The 21,335-nt window shown below is 46.4% G+C and carries 22 protein-coding genes and 2 pseudogenes; 12 read left to right on the top strand and 12 right to left on the bottom strand.

Features of this window, described 5'->3' with window-relative positions:
- Position 1 precedes the first annotated feature (1 nt).
- The 3 genes from MKQ70_RS22350 to MKQ70_RS22340 all read left to right on the top strand — a co-directional run bounded on the left by MKQ70_RS22350 (position 2) and on the right by MKQ70_RS22340 (position 3,330).
- Positions 2 to 1,183 (top strand): TlpA family protein disulfide reductase, encoded by a 1,182-nt coding sequence (locus MKQ70_RS22350; protein ID WP_248074473.1) that lies wholly within the window; start codon positions 2 to 4, stop codon positions 1,181 to 1,183.
- Positions 1,184 to 1,717: 534 nt separating this feature from the next.
- Positions 1,718 to 2,095 carry a hypothetical protein gene (locus MKQ70_RS22345; RefSeq protein ID WP_248074472.1) on the top strand — a complete coding sequence of 126 codons (378 nt, stop codon included), beginning with the start codon at positions 1,718 to 1,720 and terminating at the stop codon, positions 2,093 to 2,095.
- Positions 2,096 to 2,115: 20 nt separating this feature from the next.
- Positions 2,116 to 3,330, top strand: a complete 1,215-nt coding sequence (locus tag MKQ70_RS22340) for a DUF4091 domain-containing protein (RefSeq protein WP_248074471.1) — start codon at positions 2,116 to 2,118, stop codon at positions 3,328 to 3,330.
- Here MKQ70_RS22340 and MKQ70_RS22335 read toward each other — a convergent pair.
- From MKQ70_RS22335 to MKQ70_RS22305, 7 genes and pseudogenes are all read right to left on the bottom strand, one after another.
- Positions 3,262 to 3,522, bottom strand: coding sequence for an AraC family transcriptional regulator (locus tag MKQ70_RS22335; RefSeq protein ID WP_248074470.1), 261 nt, complete (start codon positions 3,520 to 3,522; stop codon positions 3,262 to 3,264). The two genes, MKQ70_RS22340 and MKQ70_RS22335, sit on opposite strands and share 69 nt — an antisense overlap.
- Positions 3,435 to 3,761, bottom strand: a complete 327-nt coding sequence (locus tag MKQ70_RS22330) for an HTH domain-containing protein (RefSeq protein WP_248074469.1) — start codon at positions 3,759 to 3,761, stop codon at positions 3,435 to 3,437. The genes MKQ70_RS22335 and MKQ70_RS22330 overlap by 88 nt, the downstream gene beginning before the upstream one ends.
- 14 nt (positions 3,762 to 3,775) lie before the next feature.
- Entirely contained in the window at positions 3,776 to 4,177 is a 402-nt protein-coding gene (locus MKQ70_RS22325; RefSeq protein WP_248074468.1) for a response regulator transcription factor, read from the bottom strand.
- A 7-nt stretch (positions 4,178 to 4,184) separates the two neighbouring features.
- Positions 4,185 to 4,807 (bottom strand): annotated as a pseudogene (locus MKQ70_RS22320) (sensor histidine kinase).
- The gene (locus tag MKQ70_RS22315) at positions 4,761 to 5,624 is read right to left on the bottom strand and encodes a triple tyrosine motif-containing protein (protein ID WP_248074466.1); all 864 of its coding nucleotides are present in this window, start codon (positions 5,622 to 5,624) and stop codon (positions 4,761 to 4,763) included. Before MKQ70_RS22315 ends, MKQ70_RS22320 begins: the two are co-directional and overlap by 47 nt.
- Before the next feature lie 23 nt (positions 5,625 to 5,647).
- Complete coding sequence (locus MKQ70_RS22310; protein ID WP_248074465.1) at positions 5,648 to 6,562, bottom strand: ligand-binding sensor domain-containing protein; 915 nt, start codon at positions 6,560 to 6,562, stop codon at positions 5,648 to 5,650.
- On the bottom strand, positions 6,472 to 7,284 hold the full coding sequence (locus MKQ70_RS22305) for a ligand-binding sensor domain-containing protein (RefSeq protein ID WP_248074464.1): 813 nt from the start codon (positions 7,282 to 7,284) through the stop codon (positions 6,472 to 6,474). Before MKQ70_RS22305 ends, MKQ70_RS22310 begins: the two co-directional genes overlap by 91 nt.
- A 219-nt stretch (positions 7,285 to 7,503) precedes the next feature.
- Here MKQ70_RS22305 and MKQ70_RS22300 point away from each other — a divergent pair, with 219 nt between their 5' ends.
- From MKQ70_RS22300 to MKQ70_RS22270, 7 genes are all read left to right on the top strand, one after another.
- Complete coding sequence (locus MKQ70_RS22300) at positions 7,504 to 8,613, top strand: carboxypeptidase-like regulatory domain-containing protein (protein WP_248074463.1); 1,110 nt, start codon at positions 7,504 to 7,506, stop codon at positions 8,611 to 8,613.
- Complete coding sequence (locus MKQ70_RS22295) at positions 8,577 to 9,044, top strand: hypothetical protein (RefSeq protein WP_248074462.1); 468 nt, start codon at positions 8,577 to 8,579, stop codon at positions 9,042 to 9,044. Before MKQ70_RS22300 ends, MKQ70_RS22295 begins: the two co-directional genes overlap by 37 nt.
- Positions 8,993 to 10,525 (top strand): TonB-dependent receptor domain-containing protein, encoded by a 1,533-nt coding sequence (locus MKQ70_RS22290; protein ID WP_308199518.1) that lies wholly within the window; start codon positions 8,993 to 8,995, stop codon positions 10,523 to 10,525. Before MKQ70_RS22295 ends, MKQ70_RS22290 begins: the two co-directional genes overlap by 52 nt.
- Before the next feature lie 12 nt (positions 10,526 to 10,537).
- Entirely contained in the window at positions 10,538 to 11,002 is a 465-nt protein-coding gene (locus MKQ70_RS22285; protein ID WP_248074461.1) for a hypothetical protein, read from the top strand.
- A gap of 65 nt (positions 11,003 to 11,067) precedes the next feature.
- On the top strand, positions 11,068 to 12,129 hold the full coding sequence (locus MKQ70_RS22280; RefSeq protein ID WP_248074460.1) for a RagB/SusD family nutrient uptake outer membrane protein: 1,062 nt from the start codon (positions 11,068 to 11,070) through the stop codon (positions 12,127 to 12,129).
- Positions 12,130 to 12,255: 126 nt separating this feature from the next.
- Positions 12,256 to 13,206, top strand: a complete 951-nt coding sequence (locus MKQ70_RS22275) for a beta-L-arabinofuranosidase domain-containing protein (protein ID WP_248074459.1) — start codon at positions 12,256 to 12,258, stop codon at positions 13,204 to 13,206.
- Positions 13,119 to 14,252 carry a beta-L-arabinofuranosidase domain-containing protein gene (locus MKQ70_RS22270; RefSeq protein ID WP_248074458.1) on the top strand — a complete coding sequence of 378 codons (1,134 nt, stop codon included), beginning with the start codon at positions 13,119 to 13,121 and terminating at the stop codon, positions 14,250 to 14,252. Before MKQ70_RS22275 ends, MKQ70_RS22270 begins: the two co-directional genes overlap by 88 nt.
- 129 nt (positions 14,253 to 14,381) lie before the next feature.
- Here MKQ70_RS22270 and arr read toward each other — a convergent pair whose 3' ends face one another.
- Complete coding sequence (arr, locus tag MKQ70_RS22265; protein ID WP_248074457.1) at positions 14,382 to 14,819, bottom strand: NAD(+)--rifampin ADP-ribosyltransferase; 438 nt, start codon at positions 14,817 to 14,819, stop codon at positions 14,382 to 14,384.
- Between the two features lie 228 nt (positions 14,820 to 15,047).
- Here arr and MKQ70_RS22260 point away from each other — a divergent pair, with 228 nt between their 5' ends.
- Positions 15,048 to 15,542, top strand: a complete 495-nt coding sequence (locus tag MKQ70_RS22260) for a class I SAM-dependent methyltransferase (protein ID WP_248074456.1) — start codon at positions 15,048 to 15,050, stop codon at positions 15,540 to 15,542.
- Positions 15,543 to 15,549: 7 nt separating this feature from the next.
- A complete protein-coding gene (locus tag MKQ70_RS22255; protein WP_248074455.1) occupies positions 15,550 to 15,762 on the top strand; it encodes a hypothetical protein in 213 nt (70 codons plus the stop codon).
- A gap of 135 nt (positions 15,763 to 15,897) precedes the next feature.
- Here MKQ70_RS22255 and catB read toward each other — a convergent pair.
- The 4 genes and pseudogenes from catB to MKQ70_RS22235 form a co-directional block, all read right to left on the bottom strand.
- Positions 15,898 to 16,523 (bottom strand): annotated as a pseudogene (catB, locus tag MKQ70_RS22250) (type B chloramphenicol O-acetyltransferase).
- Between the two features lie 663 nt (positions 16,524 to 17,186).
- Complete coding sequence (locus tag MKQ70_RS22245) at positions 17,187 to 17,465, bottom strand: DUF6922 domain-containing protein (protein ID WP_248074454.1); 279 nt, start codon at positions 17,463 to 17,465, stop codon at positions 17,187 to 17,189.
- A 129-nt stretch (positions 17,466 to 17,594) separates the two neighbouring features.
- The gene (locus tag MKQ70_RS22240) at positions 17,595 to 19,196 is read right to left on the bottom strand and encodes a hypothetical protein (protein ID WP_248074453.1); all 1,602 of its coding nucleotides are present in this window, start codon (positions 19,194 to 19,196) and stop codon (positions 17,595 to 17,597) included.
- A 104-nt stretch (positions 19,197 to 19,300) separates the two neighbouring features.
- Positions 19,301 to 21,316 carry an NACHT domain-containing protein gene (locus MKQ70_RS22235; protein WP_248074452.1) on the bottom strand — a complete coding sequence of 672 codons (2,016 nt, stop codon included), beginning with the start codon at positions 21,314 to 21,316 and terminating at the stop codon, positions 19,301 to 19,303.
- Between the last annotated feature and the right edge of the window lie 19 nt (positions 21,317 to 21,335).

Genomic DNA, 21,335 nt, shown 5'->3' with positions numbered 1-21,335 from the left:
TATGCTAACCCGTTCCCTGACCTTTGTACTTTGCCTGTTTGCCGCTACGAAAGCCATAGCGCAAATTAAAACTGGCGAAAAGGCGCCGCCGCTTACCATTACCAATTGGATCAGTAATGTTCCTGCAGATTCATCATTACAAGATAAATTATTAGTAGTTGACTTTTGGGCCACCTGGTGCAAACCTTGCCTGGCTGCGGTACCGCACATGAACGACCTTGTGCGGGCGCATGCTGCGGATAAGAACCTACAGTTTGTATCGATCAGTGATGAACCGGCGGCTAAAATCCGTGAAACACTGGCGAAGCTGCCTTTTGCCACTGCCGTAGTCTCCGACACCACTCATACTTCTTTAAATGACTACCAGGTAACGGCGATACCTTTTTGCGTGTTGCTGGATGAACAGCGGGAAGTAAAGTGGGCTGGACATGCAGCAAGTTTAACGCAAGATATGCTGCTGGAGTTTCTGCGTCATCAACCCGTTACACCGCCGAAGCCCCTTGCTGACGTGCGGGCAGCCGCCACCCGGTATTACGATTCGTTGTGGAGTGCCTATCTGAAGATAATAGAGGATAAGTCCCAAACGGCCTATTTTCAAATACAGCCTTTGGGAAACGAAGCGCCCGGCATTTCCGGAACACACCCGGTTCCGGGAGGTTTCGCGGTTGCGGTAGTGAACAGGGAGCTGCGCCTGATCGTCGCCAATGCGTTGGAAGTAGGGTTGGAGCAGGTTGCGCTGCCAGACCAGCTACGTGACAAGTTCGTTACTTTTTGCTACAGGAATACATCGCAGCCCGGGCAGCGGCCAATGCTGGAAAAGCTGATGCAATCGCTACAACTTCAATATACCGAAAGCGAAGAGATCCGTGAAGTGATTTTGCTGGAAGTAATCGATACTGCTTTGCTGTATGCGCACAAACCTGTTAATGCCAATAGTTCCAGTACTAACATGGCGCCTAACAAATTGTATATTGATAATCATCCTGTGGCTGCAATGGGCAAATTATTGGCGGAGCAGTATAGTATGCCCGCGATCGTGAATGAGGAAAAGAAGTATCCTGTGAGCATAAATATGGAGATAGGCACACTCACCTGGGAGCTGATGGTGCAGAACATGGCCCGGTACGGAGTAAAAGTAACAAAGCAAAAAAGCAATTGCCGATATATAACTTCATTTCAATAAAATAAATTCACAATGATCCGGCACTGAATATTGTAAAGCGAAGCTGTAAGATCGCGGTACGTCGTAGTCAGAAGGCGATGAGGAGTTGTAAGATGATTATGCGGTGTTTTAAGATGGTAAAGATGAACCTCAGATGTAAATTATACGTTGTAAGATGGCAAAAACAGATGGTGATATTTTGATTCCCGTCTGTAAGTTGGCCGCGCCGTCGGGAAAAATAACTTGAACAATGGGGCGTGGCTAGGTATGGTACTACAGTCAACCCCGGTTTTTCAAAAAAAAAAAATTAATTTCCTAACTTAATCCCCCGAATGTTCTAAGAAGGCTTACAAGGAGTGGAGCGGGTTGATGCGACACTACTACAAGAGACGTTGAGAAATATATTTTGAGCATCTTTCTTCATTCACTGGCCGGTAACGACACAAAGTTGCCGGATTGGTTCTGGTGGGAACGCAAATGGGTGCGCGATCATCTCACTATAATGCCGGAAAAAAAAATATTATCTTTAAGATCACTTATCAAAAAAATACTCCCGTGATCTATCGATTAACCGCCCTTTTTGTTTGCCAGCTGTTGTTGTTACAGGCTTCCGCGCAACAGGTCCAAGTTGGTTTTGGAAATACAGATACGCGCTACCCGCGAGAACAAGCACCGTCCGGATTGAGCGAAACAATGACGCTCCGCGCCTGGAAAGGAGAGAAGCTGAACGCGCAGGTGCTGGTGTACAGCGATAAAGCCATTAACAAGCTACGTATACAACCCGGCGATCCCGCGATCAAAGCCGGTTTTGTGGACTACGTGATGTCTGACGGGTTAAACAAGGATGGCGGCGGCTGTGGTACATTACCCATTGGCAAAGCGGATTCGGTGATCGTGGCAGACCCGGTATTTAGTCTCCCTTATAAAAAGTAAATGCCGGTAACACGCAAGCGGTGTGGCTGAGCATCCAAATACCGAGGAATGCACCTACCGGTACCTGGTATAAAAAAATTCATATCGTGATCGATGACAAAACGTATCCACTCACCCTGCGCGTCGCCGTGAGTGATCGGGTGTTGCCCCCGCCGGCCGAATGGCAGTTTCATCTTGATCTGTGGCAAAATCCGTTTTCCATTGCCAGGGTGCATAACGTAAAACCATGGTCACGTGCACACCTGGAAGCAATGAAGCCGTATATGCGCATGTTGGCGGCGGCCGGACAAAAAGCTGTGACCGTGAGCATGATTCACGATCCCTGGCGCGGGCAAACGTATGACATCTACCAGTCCATGATCCGTTGGGTGAAAAAGAAGGATGGGAGCTGGCAATACGACTATACCATATTTGACCAGTGGGTAACGTTCATGCAGGAAATGGGGATTGGCAAGGTGGTTAACTGTTACAGCATGGTGCCCTGGAACAACAAATTTTATTATTATGATGAAACGTTCGGTAAAGATACAGTGCTGATCGCGGCTACCGGCACCGATGCCTACAACGCACATTGGCGTCCGATGCTGGCCGATTTTGCCGAACATCTGAAGCAAAAGGGTTGGTTCGGTAAAACAGCGATTGCGATGGACGAACGTCCGCTTGCCGACATGCGGAAGGCAATTGCGCTGGTTCGCTCCGCTGATAAGGATTTTAAAATTTCACTGGCAGGCAGCTATCACCGTGAACTGTCGAAGGAATTATTTGACTATTGTATCGGCTCGGGAGAGTTTTTTGAAGAAGATATACGGCAGCAAAGGAAAGCAGCGGGTCAGATTACGACCTATTACACTTGTTGTGTAGAAGGATTTCCTAATACTTTCACCTTTTCGCCGCCCGCTGAAGCCACATGGCTGGGCTGGTACGCCGCCGCTCAACATCTCGATGGCTACCTGCGCTGGGCATATAACTGCTGGCCCGCAACACCGCTGACAGACAGCCGCTTCGGGACCTGGTCGGCCGGTGATACCTACTTTGTATATCCCGGTGCGGCTACATCTATCCGCTTTGAGCGACTGATAGAAGGAATCCAGGATTACGAGAAGTTACGTTTACTGCGTGCTTCCCATGGTGCAAAGGTCGAGGAATTGCTTAAAACATTTCAAATATCAAAATTGAAAGAGGTGCCCGCGGCCGATATGTTGCGCGAAGCGAAGCGGGCATTGAATGAATTGTAGTGGAATTATTATTGTTGAAAGATGGCCGGCAGTTGTAAGCTGCCGGCCATCTTTTTTAAGTAAGTCGCTTGCGCGGCTATGATTTTTGCCTTCGGCATGCATCTTCATAAAACTCGTTGGTGACATGTTAAACTGCTTCGAAAAAATCCGGTTAAAATGATTGGGTGAGCTAAAGCCGGTAATGTTCGACACCTCGAATACCCGGAATTTTCCTTCTGCAAGTAACGCTGCTGCTTTTTTAGTCTCGCCAGGTTGATTAATTCATGTACGGTAAGGTTTGAAATGGTTTTTATTTTCCGGTAGAGCGTTGGTCGGCTCATGTTCAGCGATTCTGCGAGAAATTCTCCATCCAGCTGCGCATTGTCCAGGTTTTGCAGGATGATATCATTCAGATGCCCGAGGAATAGTTCATCCGCTTTGCCGCTGGCCATCGTTTTAATGTGAATCAGCGGCGAGTTGACAAAATATTCCCGCAGCATTCCCGGTTGGTGATCAGGTTGGCCACCTGCGCTTTCAGGTGCCTGGGCGAGAAGGGTTTTTCGATATAGGCGTCTGCGCCCAGTTCCAGCCCTTCAATCCTCGAAACAAGTGTGTTTTTGGCTGTAAGCAGGATCACCGGAATGTGGCAATGTTCGAGATTTGATTTGATGCGCCGGCAGAACTCGAAACCGTCCATGACGGGCATCATCACATCACTAATAATAAGTTGCACCGATGTGGAAGCCAGTATATCCAGCGCCTGGTTACCATGCTGGCTTTTCATCAAATGGTATTCTTCTCCAAGAATTTCTTCAATGAATTCAAGGATTTCTTTGTTATCGTCGACCAGGAGTATAGTTGGTTTCATCGTGGAATTATATTGATTGCTCCTGTGCAGAGCTAAATTTGAATTCAATTTGCTGGTGGACGGGCAGCACCAGTTCAAAAGTGTTCATCTGCCCCTCTGTTTCGCAAAGCCGGAGCGTACCACTGTGAAGCTGTGCCAGCGCGCGTGCAAGCGGCAGACCAATACCCGATCCGGGTTGTTCCATCGCCTGTATACGGAAAAATGGTTCAAATATTTTTTCCGCAGCTGCCAGGGGATCAGCGGACCATCGTTAGCCACTTTAATACGGAATTTACCCTGTTCATCCGGTAGCTCTACCGTTATCACCGCCCGGGTGGCTGCGTATTTCAGTGCATTGCTTATTAAATTGCTGATGATTTTATGAAACGCTTCCACATCGACAAAAGCCTTGAAGCGCTCATCCGGTAAATCAATATTAAAAGAAAGCAGTTTTTGTTGCGCTGTTGCCGAAAACGCCGGTAGTTTTCCTGAACGAGATGCGTTACATCCGCTTCTACAAAACTCAAACTGAAGTCCTGGTGCTCGGTTTTCCGGAAGTCCAGCAGTTGCCCCGTAAGCGCCACCAACCGTTCGGTATTGCGTTCTATATTCTGCAGGCTTTTTTAACGGCCGGATTTTCCCCCACTTCATCTATGACCATTTCGAGCGGACCTTTGATTAATGTAAGCGGCGTGCGGATTTCATGCGCCACGTTTGTGAAAAATTCAATCTTGGCTTTGTAAATCTCTTTCTCTTTTTGTTGTTCAAAAATGGCCAGCTTGCGTTGATGACGTATTCGTTGCCTGTGATGATAAGCGTGTATCAACGCATAGATTAGCAGTATTGTAAATACGGCGTAGGTAAGGTAAGCAGGCAGGCTGCGCCACCACGGCGGCATAATGCGCACAAGTAAACGTGTTTCCGCGCTGTTGGCTGCTTTTACCCGGAAGAGGTAATCGCCTGGAGACAGATCGGTGAAATATACTTTGCGGTTGGCAGGCAGGTAATTCCAGTTCTTGTCAAGTCCGTCGAGCCGGTAAGCATATTGCGTCATGTCGGCCGAAATATAAGTAAGCGCGGCAAACCCGATCGCAAACGAAGATTGGTCGTAGTTGAGATAAACGGTGTCCGAAAAAGTGATGGAATGCCGCAGCTTTTCGCTGTTGGCCGCCAGTTCCCGGTTGTTTACCTGGAAGCTGGTAATATATACGGGCGGATTGCTGTTCTCCGGCAACATCGCATCGGGCCGGAAGCTGACCAATCCCTTTACACTGCCAAAGTATAGAACGCCGCTGTTGTCGCAGTACCCGGAATTATAGTTAAACTGGTCGGTGAGCAGGCCATGTGATTTGGTGTATACCTTCCAGTCACCGGTAGCAGGATCGTGCAGGGCAAGTCCGCGCGAAGTGCTGATCCATAGTCTTTTTGAACTGTCTTCAAGTACTTTGTAAATCATATCGCTGGGCAAACCAACGGTAGTATTATATCGACTCAGTTGTCGTCTGCTGCTGTCCAGTCTGCAAAGTCCGCCCCCTCGGTGGATATCCAGAGTTGGCGCCGGCTGTCTTCGAATATGCCACAAATACTATTGCTGCTGATGCCATTGCTGTTGTTCGGGTCGTAGCGCATGTTTCCTTTTACACCTGTTCCGGGTTGATGGTAATACAGCCCATTTCCGATGGTTCCTGCCCAAACACAGCCAGCCCTGTCTTCGTACAAGCTGAAAACGTATATGTGCTCCGGAAAGCCCGGCGCCGGCTCAAAGCGTTGGCTGGCCCGGTGGTAGCGGTACACTCCCTGACTGGTGCCCAGTAATACTTCTCCCTTTTTCGTTTTGCAGGCAGATATGATAAAATTAGATGGCAGGCCGTTTCGCTGCGGATCGGCATTGTAGTGCCGCAGGCGTTTGCCCGTGCGAAGGTCCAGTACATCCAGGCCCTGTTGAAAGGTGCCGACCCATAACTCATTTCCATCGGCCAGCAATGCGTGGATATTAGTGGACGATACAACGGCGGGGAAAGCATAACGGCTAACCTTCCCGGTGCGGGGATCAAGTTTGTTCAGGCCGGCGTCTTCGGTGCCGATCCACAGGTTGCCGCTGTTATCTGCACATATTTCGCGGACGGCTTTGCCGCTTAAACTATACTGGCTGTCGTCGCGAAAGTATTTCCGGAAGTAGCTGTGCCGGTCGTGATAATAATTTACCCCGCCAAAGTAAGTGCCGCACCAGATGCCACCTTCCCGGTCACGGAACAGCGTGTAAGCCGCATTGTCCGAAAGCGAGTAAGGGTCCGAATCCTTTTGTTGAAGGGCTTTTATTGTTCCATTTTCCAGGTTGATGCTATGAATGCCCGATTCGCTCGCGATCCAGTATTCGTTGGCACTGTAGTGCAGGATGTCTCGCACGTACACCGATTTCTCCTGTAGCGGCTGGCCCAATAGCGGCCGATAATCGCCGGTAGCCGGATCAAAAAGGAAAAGCCCCTGATGGTACCAACCAGTACGCCCCCGGAAGGTGTACAGTAAATCCGGTTAACGGTACCTGCGAGTGCAGGCTGACCGCGGTTTACACAGTGAAAACTGTCGCTCGCCGCATTGTACCGGAACAAATATCCATTAATTGAACTTGCCCATATGCTGCTGTCTTGTCCCTGGCCAATGGCCGATATGTTTGACTGGTAACCCCTTGTAGTTTGACTGCGTTCATCGTAACAATGCAGTTTCAGGTTAGCGGTGAACCACACTTTTCCCTGCCGGCCGGCGATCACGTCGAGTACTTCGCCCTGCTGGGCTGCTGCGCGGGCGGTAAACGTTTCCGTGCGTGGATCAAACTCATACAGGCCTTTTCTTGTGCCTGTCCATAAAGTATGATGAATACCTTCTGCCACGCAGTATACAAACTCCCGGTCGCCTTTAGGCATATTAAAAGCCCGGAATGCGCTGCCATCAAACCGGCACAAACCTTCCTTGGTGCCAAACCACATGAAGCCGCGGCTGTCCTGGAAAACGGAGAACACCGTATTGTTCGGCAACCCGTCTTCCACCTGGTAATGCCGGAAATACACAGGCTGGCAATTGCCTGTGGCAGCGAAACACAGTGCCAGTAATACTATAAGGCCATATCTCATCTCTTCAAAAATAACTAAAAGAGGGGCAAAATGCGGGGTTGATACAAATTGAAAGAATTATGATACGGAGTGTTAAGCCCGGCATTTTTTAATCGTGTTATTTTGATTTCGCTTCTCCGGGCCCGCGAAGCGTGTTGCAGACAACCAAAATAGCAATACCGCATTCACGCATGTTATGCCATGCGTAACATCCTTTTATTTATAAAATAGCTGACCGTTATGAAAAGAAGCTTTCTTCTTCAGGCCAGTTGGGTACGAATGGTGGGCGCCACCTTTCTGCCACTGGCCATCTTTTCCATTCCCGCAACAGCCGTGGGGAGGGATTACGCAACAGTTGCCGGCGCTCCTTTACAGCAGGCAAAAATATCCGGAACGGTAACCGACGAGTCGGGTACGCCATTGCCGGGTGTGGGCGTAAAAGTGAAAGGCCAAAATACCGGGGTGGTAACAGACGCCACCGGGAAATACAGTATTACCGTGCCGGTTGAATCGTCTACACTGGTATTCAGTTATATTGGATTTACCGCGCAGGAAGTTTCTGTGGGCGGCCGCACTACTGTAAACGTAAAACTGCTTGCAACTGAAACTTCGCTTAATGCAGTGGTGGTGGTAGGTTACGGTACGCAGAAAAGAGAACGGGTAACCACCGCCATCGCAAGTGTGAAGTCCGAAAATTTTGTGAAGGGCGCCGTACAGGATGCTGCGCAGCTGGTGCGCGGTAAAGTGGCCGGCCTCAATGTCATCACACCAGACGCTAACCCCACCTCCACTGCGCAGATTAACCTGCGGGGCATCACAACGATTACCTCCGGAACTTCACCGCTGGTGCTGATCGACGGCGTACCGGGCACGCTGACCACGGTAGCGCCGGAGGACATTGAATCGGTAGACGTATTAAAAGACGGTTCTGCCGCCGCTATTTATGGCACCCGTGGCACCAATGGCGTCATACTCATTACCACGCGGAAAGTAAGTGGGGAAATGCCCGCCACCATCGATGTGAATACGTATGTAACCGCGCAGCGTATTACGCGTAAACTAGATTTTATGAATGCCGCGCAGTACCGCCAACTGGTAGCGCAGGGCAAGCCAGGGGCATACGATTACGGCGCCACCACCAACTGGCTGGATGAAATTACCCGTACGCCCATTTCGCAGGTATACAACGTTAGCCTGCGCGGCGGATCAAAAATACCAGTTATATCGCCAACCTCAATTATCGTAGTATGGAGGGACTGGTGTTGCGGTCGGACAATAAAATTCTTTATCCCCGCATTGAAGTCAATCATCGCATGTTTAATGGTAAACTCCGCCTCAATGCCAACCTGAGCGGCTACCAGCAAACCTATTTCTCTGGCTCCGACGGCGGCGCGTACCGCGGCGATGTGTATCGCAACGGGCTTACTTATAATCCAACCGATCCTGTTAAAGATGAAAATGGCAACTGGACAGAGCATACGGATAAAACTGCCTACGCAAACCCGGTTTCATTGCTGATGGAAACAAACGGTAAAAACGAGAACACCAATTTTCGCACGATCGGCACCCTCACTTACTCCCCGATAAAGGGGCTGGATATTATGCTGCTGGGCTCGCGCAACCTCGACAACAGCGTTCGCGGGTATTATGAAAGCAAAAACATTACTCCACTCTCCGCGACGGCCGCAATGGTTACGCTTCCCGTGGTACCACACGTTCACAGGAAGATCTGCTGGAGCTTACGGCCAACTACCAGCGCAGTTTTAAGGAACATGACTTAACGGTGTTGGGCGGCTACAGCTGGCGGCAGACCAACTACCAGGATTACTGGATGCAGAACTGGGACTTTCCCACGGATGATTTCTCCTACAACAACATTGGTGCTGGCTTAGCCCTGGCGCGCGGCGAGGCGCCCCAGAATTCTTATCAAAGTAGTAATAAGTTGATTGGCTATTTCTTTCGCCTGAACTATAGCTTTCAGAATAAATATTTGTTGATGGCGAGCATCCGCCGCGAAGGTTCTTCGAAGTTTGGCGTGAACAATAAGTACGGCAACTTCCCCGCTGTATCTGCCGGGTGGAACATCCGGAACGAAGGCTTTATGGATGGTGTGAAGGGTATTAGTGCATTAAAGCTGCGTGGTGGTTATGGTATTACGGGTACAGAGCCCAACGATCCGTATATGTCGCTGAACCGCCTGAATTTCGATACCTACATTCTTGTAAACGGACAATGGGTGCAGGCCATCAATCCATCTACGAATGCCAACCCGGATCTGCGCTGGGAGAAGAAGGAAGAAGCCAACATTGGCCTTGACTATGGCCTGTGGAACAATCGCGTAACGGGTTCGATCGATTTGTACAAACGTACTACCCGCGATCTGTTGCTTGATTATTCCGTGCCAACGCCGCCTTATCTCTACAACACGATCCGCGCCAATGCGGCATCTATGGAGAATAAAGGAATAGAATTCCAGGTAAACGTAGCGGCGATAGATCATAAGGATTTTAAATGGAATACATCTGTCAACTATTCAACCAATAAAAATAACTGCTGCTCACTCTCCGATAAAAACTTTCAGCTGGCAGCGGGTTATTTTGATGCGGGTACAACAGAAGAGCCTATACAACAGGCGGTTTCGCGCATCCAGATCGGGCAGCCGATCGGCAATTTCTGGGGATTTAAATCCATCGATATCGATGAAAATGGTTATTGGGTAATAGAAGGGAAAGATGGCAACGCAAAACCAATTGCACAGCAGCAGGCTGATGATAAGAAGATCATTGGCAACGGTTTGCCGAAGCATTACCTCAACTTCAATAACACTGTTAGTTACAAGAATTTCGATCTGAATGTGACGATGCGCGGGGCTTTCGGCTTCCAGATACTGAATACGCCGCGTATGTTTTATGCTGCGCCGGTTATGCTCACACGCGGCAACCTGCTTACTTCCGCCTACGATAAAGTATACGGAAAACGTGCCCTGGCGGACGATCAGTCGTTGAATTACCTTAGTTATTACATTGAAGATGGCGACTACTGGAAAATAGACAACGTGACGGTAGGGTATAACATCAAACTAAAAAATGTAGCAGTAAGGGGATTACGGGTATATGTATCGGGCTCCAACCTGGCCACGATTACGAAGTATTCTGGCATTGATCCTGAAGTGGGAGTAACCGGGTTAACGCCGGGCTTCGATGACAGGACCCGCTATCCTGCCACCACTACTTACACGCTTGGCGCATCTTTCACCTTTTAACCGACATTGATCATGAAACGCATGAAGAAATATATCCTGGCACTGGCCTTTGTTCCGACGGTATTGGGGGCCTGCAACAGCAATCTGGATGAGATCGTGTATTCCGACGTGACGGAGCAAAACTATACTTACGACAACGCACTGGCGGCAATGGGCATCGTGTATGCTAATATGCGCAGTCTTTTCGGCCATACTAATTTTTACATGGTGCAGGAAACGACTTCCGACGAACTGGTGATGCCCGCCAACCCTTCCGGTTGGGACGATGGCGGCATTTTTAAACGGCTGCACCTGCATACCTGGAATTCGGAAAACCCGCAGCTGCTGAACATGTGGAACGTTTTGTACCGCGGCGTTACCAACTCGAACCGCGTTATCTCTCAACTGGAATCGGGTAAAATACCTCCGCCCGCCGGCGTGACAAAGGAAGCGCTGGTTGCGGAAATGAGGGCCGCCCGTGCTTTTTCTACTGGCTGATCTGCGATAATTTTGGCGACGCCCCGCTTGTAACGACCACCGGCACCGCATTGCCGGATAAAGCTTTGCGGAAAGACATCTACAATTTTATCGTTACCGAAATAACGGAAGTGATACCTGGCCTGAACGAAATGACGGGCACTGCAATGCATGGCCGCTTTAACAAATGGGCTGCAAAGGCCCTGCTGGCAAACGTTTACCTCAATGCAAAAGTATATGCAGGCGAGGATAAGTGGGCTGAGTGCATAACACAATGCAACGACATCATCGGTAGCGGAAAGTATAGCTTGGAAGGGAATTATCGCGATGTGTTCAAAACGCAGAATGAGAACTCGCCGGAAATCGTGTTTGCCATTCCTTTCGATGAAAACCGGGGCGGCGGCTTTTTCGTCGATATGTTTTCATGGCATGCCGCGCTCCGCGACAAACGCGCGATGCAGATAACGCCGTGGGGTTCCGGTTCCGCGATGGGCGTGCCGCAATTTATCAACACGTATAGCACCAATGATAAGCGCCTGGCCGATACCTGGCTGATGGGGCAGCAGTTTGCGCTCGATGGTGTCACGCCGCTGAAAGGCTCTTATGATCTCGCCGGACAAAACCTGGTATTCACGAAAGACCTGCCGGACGGTCTGTTCACCGGTGAAGCACAGGGCTATCGCATGAATAAGTTTGAAATAAAGATCGGCGCCCGTTTCGATCTGAGTAATGATTTTCCTTTCTTTCGCTATGCACAGGTGCTGATGATGAAAGCTGAATGTATGATGCGTACCGGTGATGCAGACGGAGCAGCTACTATCGTATCGAACGTGCGCCGCCGCAACTTTGCAGACCCGGCAGCAGCCACGGTTAGCCCGGCAACACTCACCGGCAACACGCGCTACCAGTATGGTTACATAGAAAACTACATGATGGTGGACGCTGGCAATACCGAGGTGGTACATTACGGTGGTTTTATGGACGAGCTGGGATGGGAATTTGCCTGGGAAGCACAACGCCGCAGGGACAACATCCGTTTTGGCGTGTTTACCACCAAAAGCTGGTTGTCGCACAAGCCGCAGGGGGCCGACAGGTCCGTGTTTATGATACCGCAGGTAGCGGTGAACGCCAACCCGAAATTAAAATAGATACGGATCGCTGTTTTTGTTTTTTTAGGTATACGGGGTCCGCACTCTTGCGGAAGCCCCGTATACTTTTTAATATGAGTTTATTAAATTAGAGATTATGAGATTAAAGAGCATGTTGGTCGCCGTTTGTCTGGCCGGCGTACTGCCGGTAATGGCACAGGAAAAAAGAATGGTGATCGTCTTCCTACGGAACATCGCGCACCGCTGCGGCAGAATCCTTACCGCGAGCTGCCCCTGGGCGCCATTAAACCCAGCGGTTGGCTAAAGGAAATGTTGGTACGCCAGAAGACCGGGGCCACCGGTCAGCTCGATCGCTTATACCCCGCTGTGATGGGCAATCGCAACGGATGGCTGGGTGGCGACGGTGATCAGTGGGAGCGTGGGCCTTACTGGCTCGATGGTTTGCTGCCACTGGCTTACATCCTGGGCGACAAGGAACTCATTGCTAAAACAAAGCCCTGGGTCGAGTGGACGATCAATAGTCAGCAGGCCGATGGTTATTTTGGTCCTTCGAAAGATTATGGTCCTGAGCCCGGCGTGCAGCGCGATAATAGTCGCGACTGGTGGCCTAAGATGGTGATGCTGAAAGTGCTGAAACAATATTACTCCGCCACGGGGGATCAGCGCGTTATCAAACTAATGACCAACTACTTCCGTTATCAACTTAAAGAACTGCCCGGTAAACCCCTTGACAACTGGACGTTCTGGGCGAAGTACCGGGGCGGCGACAATCTCATGCTAGTTTACTGGTTGTACAACATTACCGGTGATGAATTCCTGCTGGAACTTGGCGACCTGCTACATAAGCAGACCTTTGATTATACTACTGCTTTCCTCGATCGGAAACTGCTCGCCACGCAAGGCAGTATTCACTGTGTAAACCTTGCGCAGGGCTTTAAAGAGCCGATGATCTACTATCAACGCCATCCCGAGCCGCAATACCGGAGGCTATTAAAACCGGTTTTGCCGATCTCCGTAAGTTCAACGGTATGGCACACGGCCTTTACGGGGGCGATGAAACCCTGCACGGCAACAATCCCACGCAGGGCTCAGAATTTTGTTCCGCGGTGGAAATGATGTTCTCCCTGGAGAGCATGCTTGAAATCACCGGCCAGGTTGCGTTCGCGGATCACCTCGAGAAGATTGCCTTTAATGCTTTACCGGCGCAGGCTTCGGACGATTTTATGACGCGCCAGTATTTCCAGCAGGCGAACCAGGTAATGGCTACACATAAGATGCGGAACTTCGAAACCAATCACGATGGTACGGACGTTTGCTACGGGTTGTTAACCGGCTTCCCGTGCTGTACCGCGAATATGCACCAGGGCTGGCCGAAGTTTGTTCAAAATCTCTGGTATGCTACCGCAGACGGTGGTCTCGCGGCGCTCGTATATGGTGCCAGTGAAGTAAATACGACAATTAGCGGCAAGCCCGTAAGCTTTAAAGAGGAAACGAATTATCCTTTTAATGAAGATGTGCGTTTCGTTTTCAACACGAATAAAAAAGGGGGTAGCATATTGTTCCCGCTACATTTGCGCATACCCGCATGGTGTAAAAATGCAACCATAAAAATTAATGGCCAGCCATGGTCCACTTCGGAAGGCGACCAGGTGGTTAATATCAAACGGGAGTGGAAAGATGGCGATGTGGTCGAATTGAGGCTTCCTATGCACATTTATCGCAACACGTGGCTGGAAAATTCGATGTCGGTAGAACGCGGCCCGCTTGTATATGCATTAAAGATAGGAGAGGATAAAAAACTGGTGAAGAATCCCGGTTATCCATCCAATTACGGCGGCGAAGAGTTTTATGAAATTCGTCCGACAACCCCATGGAATTACGGGCTGATACAAACGCCGCGTGAAAAAATGGAGGAGCAATATCGTTTCGAAAAGAAAACTGCGAAGGCTGTGTATCCCTGGAACCTGGAGAATGCACCTGTAGTGATTAAAACCAGGGCGCGGAGAATTCCGTCCTGGCAGTTATATAATGAGATGGCAGGGCCATTGCCTTTCAGCATCACCTACCGCTTTGAATCGGCGGCGCAGGAGGAGGAAATTGAACTGGTGCCTTATGGGTGTACAAATTTGCGGATATCGCAGTTTCCTGTAGTGAACCGATAAATTATAAAGGCTGGGGAAGACTCCAGCCTTTGTATTTCCATCTGTATGAAATAATGATTGCTGGGGACATAAACAGTTCCTATCCGCTTTTCAGCCGCCTGGTCATCCACTAGGTCGACAGAATATCCATCAATCGATAATTACGTTTACTCCCTGTTCTGAAAGTTTCTTCAGACCATCCTTCATCGCCTTAACCTGCTCCGGCGAATGCGGCGTCCATACTGTGACCTCGCCGATTACCCTGAAAGGATGTACTGAGCGGTAAGACATCGTAGGGTTTCCGGGAAACTTTTTATCGGTTACGTTCGGGTCGTCCTCCACCTCACCAGTCGCCTCGACCAGGTAAATCCTTTGACATCCTTCGCCAAGCGCAAGTTCAGCGCCCCAGATAGCCGCAGTCAACGTCGCAGCAACGTAAACGTGACTGAGTTTCCGGTCCGCATAATTGCATTGAAACCCCGGAGATATCAGGTCCCCGGTTTTTAAGTCCGCCTTCGTTCCATGAAAGTAGGTCTGGGCAAATGGGTTGTGACTGGCGATATTATCCGGTTTTATTGCTTTTTCCATTCGTGTTTTTTTAGGGGATATTTCCCGATGCAGGAATTAAAAATGATAACCAATTAATTATATGCTTTTTAAGGACAAATATCAAATAAGCGAGCCGAACTATTCGGATAGATTGCCGCCCGCAATAAATAACGCTCGTCCAAATATACCAAAACCAGCGCCTATACGAAAACGGATCTCTATACCCCCGGTCAAGGTAAAAAGCGATTTTGTAACTTAGCCGGCAGTATGGTTAAAGAAGATATACTGGCCGCCTATGAGGCGATGGCCGAAAAATATAACGAGCTTATCGATCATAAGCCGCACAATGCGTATTATGACCGTCCCAATACCTTGCGGTTGCTGCCGGAGGTGGTGGGCAAAGTTGTCCTTGATGCGGCCTGCGGTCCGGGCAAGTATGCAGAGATACTGATCGGTAAGGGAGCAGGGGTGATCGGCTTCGATCTCAGTCCCAAAATGGTACAGCTGGCAAGGGAAAGGAATGGCAGCAACGGACAGTTCTTTGTCCATGACCTTGCCCAACCAATGGAGATGATAGAAAGCAGCTCTTGCGACGTGGTCCTCTGCGCACTTGCGATGCATTATGTAGAAGACTGGAATAATACCATTAGGGAGTTCCATCGCGTACTAAAGCCAGATGGAGTGGTCGTCATTTCAATTGAGCATCCTTTTTTGAGTATACCTATTTCACCTCGAAACAATATTTTGCCGTGGAGCACGTAAAGGCAACGTGGAGCGGTTTTGGCAAAAGATCGAGATGAACAGTTTCAGGAGACCGCTACAGGAATGTATCACGCCCTTTACCGCCAATGGGTTTTATCTCCGTGAACTGGTGGAGCCCAAGCCGGTCAGTGAATTTGAAAAACTTGATCCCAAGCATTACAGGGAGCTGAACGAATTTCCCGCGTTTATGTGCATCAGTGCTGTAAAGAAAATATGCTGAGTATCATTTCAGGTGAGCCAGCATCAACAGCCATATCAATGTGCTGCCGGATATCTTATTGGGAAGACCTAAATTTGGATTATGTTCCTATTTCGTTGCGGGCTTGTAATAGAACTACTGAATCTCTCCCACATTTTAGGAATGCTTAAAAAAATCATATAGGGCATCAATGTTGCTATTACAAAGCAATGGCATCGCGTTTCTCAACAAAGCTTCATCCCAATTCCACCACTGCATTTCTGTGAGCTTATCAATATGATCCTCTGAAAATCGTCGCTTAATCCGTTTTGCCGGATTTCCCCGACGATATCATAAGGCGCAACGTTCCGGGTTACCAAGGCTCTACTGCCAATTACGGAGCCATCTCCAATCGTAATACCGGGCATAATCATGGCTTCGGTTCCAATCCACACATCATTTCCTATAACAGTATCTCCTGATCTTGCGAATCCGTCGATTGCGTTCTTAAAATGTTCCACTTCAGACATGTAAAAGAATGGGAACGTTGATATCCAATCGTGCCTGTGTCCTTGGTTTCCGGCCATAATGAAGCTGGCACCGCTGCCTATAGAACAAAATGAACCGATAATGAGCTTGTCTATATCATTTTGGTCGGGCATGAGATATCTAGCGCAATCATCAAAAGAATGACCGTGGTAGTAACCGGAATAGTAGGAATATTTACCCGCAATTATATTCGGGTTCTTAATGTGATCCTTTATTATTTTGCCCTTAAAGGGACTCTCGAAAAAATTTTCCATTTTAATGCTTTATAGCGTTCGGATCGTGCAAAGGTATAAAAACGAAAGGTGGTGGTTACATCTGCTATGATTATATCGTTAATTGACGATATAAGAATTAATTTCAGTTTCGTAGCCCTGAATCAACATAGCGATCAAAGCTGAAGGAGGTGTAATTTTACTAACACGCTTGATTAGCTTAATATTTATTTGAAAGGTTCCCAGCTTTTTTAAATATAGAATATGGTCACTCTCGGTTCCAATCTCTAGCTCCTTGACGAGCCTATCTTCCCCGGAGAATACTTTTTGACAAAAAGCATTCTCTACAGGGGCTGTCGATCCGCTAAGACGCAGACTGATAGACCTTTTTTGTGCAGTTATCTATTGTTGTTTGCTGTTATTTGAGCGGTTTACTTCCCGATACAGAATGGGTAATTGATTGAATTACAATTACATGGGATTTAATCTTTACTTAATCCCGGCTTTACGAACGGTTCATAAAATCTTCGGAAATTGATCTTCCCGGAAGATTTTAACCACTCAAAACCGTAAACCATGTCTCGAGGAACCAGTTCGATCCTTCCCGAAAAGACCGACTCGGCAAGGGAAATTAAGGTTAAAATAGTGAAACAACCTAGGCGGACCGGTTCGAGCTTTGGTTGACCAAGGCTGACCTGGAAGTCTTTAAGTATGGAAGGGAGGAATATTGTATCGGTGGGCCACCATTTCAAAAACTCGGCTGCTGATTTTTTCTTTGGTGGATTTAAGGTTCCTGACGATTTCATCGCTAGAATAAACGATTTCCAACCTCGAAATATCGTCGTCAAAGGACTTTTCGTTTGTCATGTATAAAGCGCGCGGAATAATAAGTTCCTGATCCCTTTCAGGCTCTAATTGCTCGACTTTTACATCCCAAAAAAGGTGTTTTGGAAAAATCGACGATATGCTTGCTGCTTTGTTCACAATTCTCAGTTAATTATATTCGTCGAAGCAACTTTCTTCGCTGACACAAAAACAACCTTGCACGGGATTTACATCTATACTTGCAATGTAATTGAATATAAATTTCGTCTTGAGTGGCTAAACTTACACTCAATTTAAACTTCTTCTCTTAATTGCAAAAATTGCATTCGCTTTCCAAAATTCTACGTTCATCCTATCTTGCTCATTATCTAGACAAAAATCTTCTAATATTTCAATATGCATCCTTTTTCCCAGGCTTTCCAAAATTACGGCAACTATATAAAATGCTTTTGCCGTATGGTAAGACTTCGAAAATGACTTCAGAGAAGAAAATAGTATCTCATCATTTATTTCCGATTTTTCTATCTGTTCTATGAAAAAGTCCATATATACCGTCTTATTGTTCTCCAATTCGCGATACTTTGAAACTGTCTCCAAATCGAGCTCTTTCGGAGACAACCGGATTCTATTTCTCAAACCAGCTTCCTTTATCTCTGGATAGAATTTTTCAAAACATAAATCTACAGCCCCAATACTCAAACACTTTAGAGCTAACTGATAATTTGAATGGCTATCAAAAAGCGAGAGATAAGGAATCAAACATTCCAGTTTCTCTCTAGTTAGGCGCTCAGGCCGCCCCTCACGTTTCACGCCATAGTGCAAATACATATACCGAAAATGCTCAACCAGCAGCAATAATCTTTCCTTAATATCTTCCGGTAGATCGTCCTTCGAATAATATTGACCATATAAATTTCCATAATAAAATATTGGCATATCCTTTCCTGGCTCAAATCCCAATCTTTTTATTTCTAAATCTGCCAATCTAATCGTCTCCGGTGTTGAAAGAAATAATGCTGTTAAAATTGATCTGCTATGAAGCCTAAGCTTTTCCCAATGTGCTATTAACATTTGTGACGCCTCATTATTATCAAGATTTGAGAGTAATTCTAAGCCGTATGTTAATTCCGAAAAATTACCATTTCGTATGCGCTCAGCAAACCACTGACTAAAGAATGTCTTTACTTCCTCTGTCCAGATATAATCCAAAGAACTTACCACCCAAGGCTTATCGCCAATGACTATTTTCACCTCTTGTGCAACAGTAATATCACCGTGACTAAGACGCCAAAAAATAGATTCTTCAAACAGCGAATCGTTTTTATCGACGATTTGTTGCAATTGTCCCAATACAACAATTTCATCCTGATTCCCTGTCCAATATCGCCAGGCGATATACCTACGTGTAGGTAATATGCTTAAATCAGAAAATTCTTGTAACAAATATTGAAGAGATGCATTACTCAGTCTATAATTAGTTCTTTTAAAATCCCATCGACCATCCCATTCTTCAAACCTAGGAAATGATGTATCCCTCTCCATTTCAACATTCAACACAACTCTAAATGCAACAGGATGATCTACATATGCAAAAAGCAATGATAATATACCATGCAAATCTCGATCTTCACTTAATTCTAACAATATTCGAAGCTGCTCATCGGAAAAGTTCCAGTGCAAAAATTTAATTTGATTATCAATGGTTCTTCCATGAATAAAGTTATTAGTAGGGCGACTACGTTCCTTCTCTGAGATAGTAGACCAATACGATAAAGCACTCTTAAGAATATCACGATCACTTTCAGAAAAACATTTTAGTATCGCCCATAAATACGCCACATAATTCGCAGGACTTGCATTTCTTGTCCAACTCTTCACAAGTTGGTCCATATACGTATTAATTTCAATAAATCCTGCTAATGTATAAGCATGAAATAAGCCCTCATTGGTTATTCCAGCAGGCAAATATAACCGGAGGCTTTCAACTATTTCATTTAAGTATTTTGCCTTAACATGTGCAAGTATTGTGTTCCACCAATACGTAGGCTCTTCTGGATAAAAATATCTAATACTTGAAAAAAAAAATGCAATCCCTGAACCCATTCGCCATTTCTAAACCTTGCCAGGTGCAACTCAGGGCTACGCGGAAATCCATTTGTTACTCTGGCGATTTCTTTAACATCAAAGCCCATTAGGCTATTTGAAATACTATCCGTAACCGACTTGGGAATGAAATTCTGAGATATGGAAGCGCTCCATTCCTCAATTACCTCAAGTGTGATTTCACGCTGAAACTTAGATGTATCATCCGAAAGGTATTTAAGTGATATAAATATCGACAAAGGATTTGCATTGATCAACCACACTATCGTTTCCTTAGGAATATTTAGATTCGCGATCGCGGCACCGATTATCTCAGCAAAAAAAGGTTCCCCTAATACGTCCTGATTGTCGACTACATTCCCGAATAGAACTTCGGCAGCTTTTGCCAAAAGAAAGTCTCTTATGCGCTCATGCCTAAAAAAGCAACTGCCAGTTTCATCAAAGGAAAAAAGTTTATGTTGTTCAGCTATTTGAAGTAAAATTTTATACTCTTTACTTTCAGAGCCCAACCAACTTTCCATATCATCTAAATGCGGATTCAACTTCCTCTGCCTTAGCATTTCTCTACCAAACGATGCCAGTGCACGATTTATTAAGTAAACAGGTATTTGATGCAGATCATGTATACGATGAACAATATCAGTATAATAATTTTCAATTGCCTTCTCCGACAGTCGTTCCGAAAAACCCTTCGTGCTAATCATTAGTTGCAAGCTAAGATCCAGCAATAATGGATCAAAACCAGTCCCGAATATTAATGAGTGCTTTTCCTGCTCTGTTATAACTGGAATATCTTTGTTAGTTCTTTGTTCGATAATTAATTTACAATCGTTAAACGAAAACCGTTCAAGCGAAATAACGCTGTAGTAATCCTTTTTCTTTTCTTTGTTTTGAATCGATTCCAAGTTACGTGGCCAAACTGGACAAAGTATTACTATATTCCCTTCAACCCTTCTATTATTCCATGAAATTAACTTATCAAGAATTGCGACACAACTTGGGTACTTATTAATATCGTCAACTACTATTAACGAATTTTTGAATAGAGTCCTGATATCATTTTCATGCAAATAGGTCGTTGCTCGATCAACTAATATTTGTTGACTTATTGCATCCTCCAGAGAAACAGCTTTTTCAATGATAGATGGATCAACTCTATAAGCCACCCGGCCTTCCCTTAATACGGAGCGCAAAATCATATAACAAAATGCGCTCTTCCCAAAACCTGATTCACCAGTTAATAAATTAATGGTCTTGGCAGAGGCAGTGAGTTGCTCCTTAACCCTCTCTTGCCTTGGCACATTGGCTAAGCTGGCCTCGCTTAAATAATTCTCACGGCCATACCTTTCAATATTAATCAATAAAATATCTTTCAACAATGAAGATGAAAGCCGATCCGCATTAATTCCTAAAAATTTTTGCCGAAGATATTGTCCTTCTGGGTCGTGGTCCAAAAAAGGAACAAAGTCCCTCTGTTCTAATATTATTACGTTTATAAAACTTTCAGTATTGTACTGTTTAACTTTAAGATGTAACCGATCATCAACCCTACAGTTATGAACTAAATAAATGCTAAATTTGAAATCAGGAGAAGCCTTATGAATCTCTTTAGCTTGACCTATACCTTTGATTAAATCACCTTTAGTCATCGATGGGGCATCGCCATCATATAGCCATTTAGTCGCGAGATCTTTAATACCAGTAGTAGTAATATGAACAGTCGCCATATGATTCTTACCAACAAAGCAAAAACCATCTACCAATGATTTTATAGTTTTCCCACCATCATTTATCCCGGTTGGAATGTAATTCGCTAATTCGGGAACCAACTTTCTCAACACTGGGTCACAAAATTTTTCAAACGCTGTACCATCCATTCCCTGTAGTAAAGTCGAAGTAGAATACATTTCGCAAATATTCACCGTG

The sequence above is a fragment of the Chitinophaga sedimenti genome, assembly GCF_023156195.1.
In the GTDB taxonomy this organism is placed as follows: domain Bacteria; phylum Bacteroidota; class Bacteroidia; order Chitinophagales; family Chitinophagaceae; genus Chitinophaga; species Chitinophaga sedimenti.
Note: the sequence above shows the minus strand (reverse complement) of the source record. Positions and strands in the feature narration are given on the sequence as shown.

What these genes read in the sequence shown, in the direction of transcription:
- MKQ70_RS22350 (WP_248074473.1), top strand. Translation starts at nt 2, where the DNA reads ATGCTAACCCGTTCCCTGACCTTTGTACTTTGCCTGTTTGCCGCTACG.
- MKQ70_RS22330 (WP_248074469.1), bottom strand. Translation starts at nt 3,761, where the DNA reads ATGGCCAGCGGCAAAGCGGATGAACTATTCCTCGGGCATCTGAATGAT.
- MKQ70_RS22325 (WP_248074468.1), bottom strand. Translation starts at nt 4,177, where the DNA reads ATGAAACCAACTATACTCCTGGTCGACGATAACAAAGAAATCCTTGAA.
- MKQ70_RS22305 (WP_248074464.1), bottom strand. Translation starts at nt 7,284, where the DNA reads ATGAGATATGGCCTTATAGTATTACTGGCACTGTGTTTCGCTGCCACA.
- MKQ70_RS22300 (WP_248074463.1), top strand. Translation starts at nt 7,504, where the DNA reads ATGAAAAGAAGCTTTCTTCTTCAGGCCAGTTGGGTACGAATGGTGGGC.
- MKQ70_RS22295 (WP_248074462.1), top strand. Translation starts at nt 8,577, where the DNA reads ATGTTTAATGGTAAACTCCGCCTCAATGCCAACCTGAGCGGCTACCAG.
- MKQ70_RS22285 (WP_248074461.1), top strand. Translation starts at nt 10,538, where the DNA reads ATGAAACGCATGAAGAAATATATCCTGGCACTGGCCTTTGTTCCGACG.
- MKQ70_RS22270 (WP_248074458.1), top strand. Translation starts at nt 13,119, where the DNA reads ATGGCACACGGCCTTTACGGGGGCGATGAAACCCTGCACGGCAACAAT.
- arr (WP_248074457.1), bottom strand. Translation starts at nt 14,819, where the DNA reads ATGGAAAAAGCAATAAAACCGGATAATATCGCCAGTCACAACCCATTT.
- MKQ70_RS22260 (WP_248074456.1), top strand. Translation starts at nt 15,048, where the DNA reads ATGGTTAAAGAAGATATACTGGCCGCCTATGAGGCGATGGCCGAAAAA.
- MKQ70_RS22240 (WP_248074453.1), bottom strand. Translation starts at nt 19,196, where the DNA reads ATGGACCAACTTGTGAAGAGTTGGACAAGAAATGCAAGTCCTGCGAAT.
- MKQ70_RS22235 (WP_248074452.1), bottom strand. Translation starts at nt 21,316, where the DNA reads ATGTATTCTACTTCGACTTTACTACAGGGAATGGATGGTACAGCGTTT.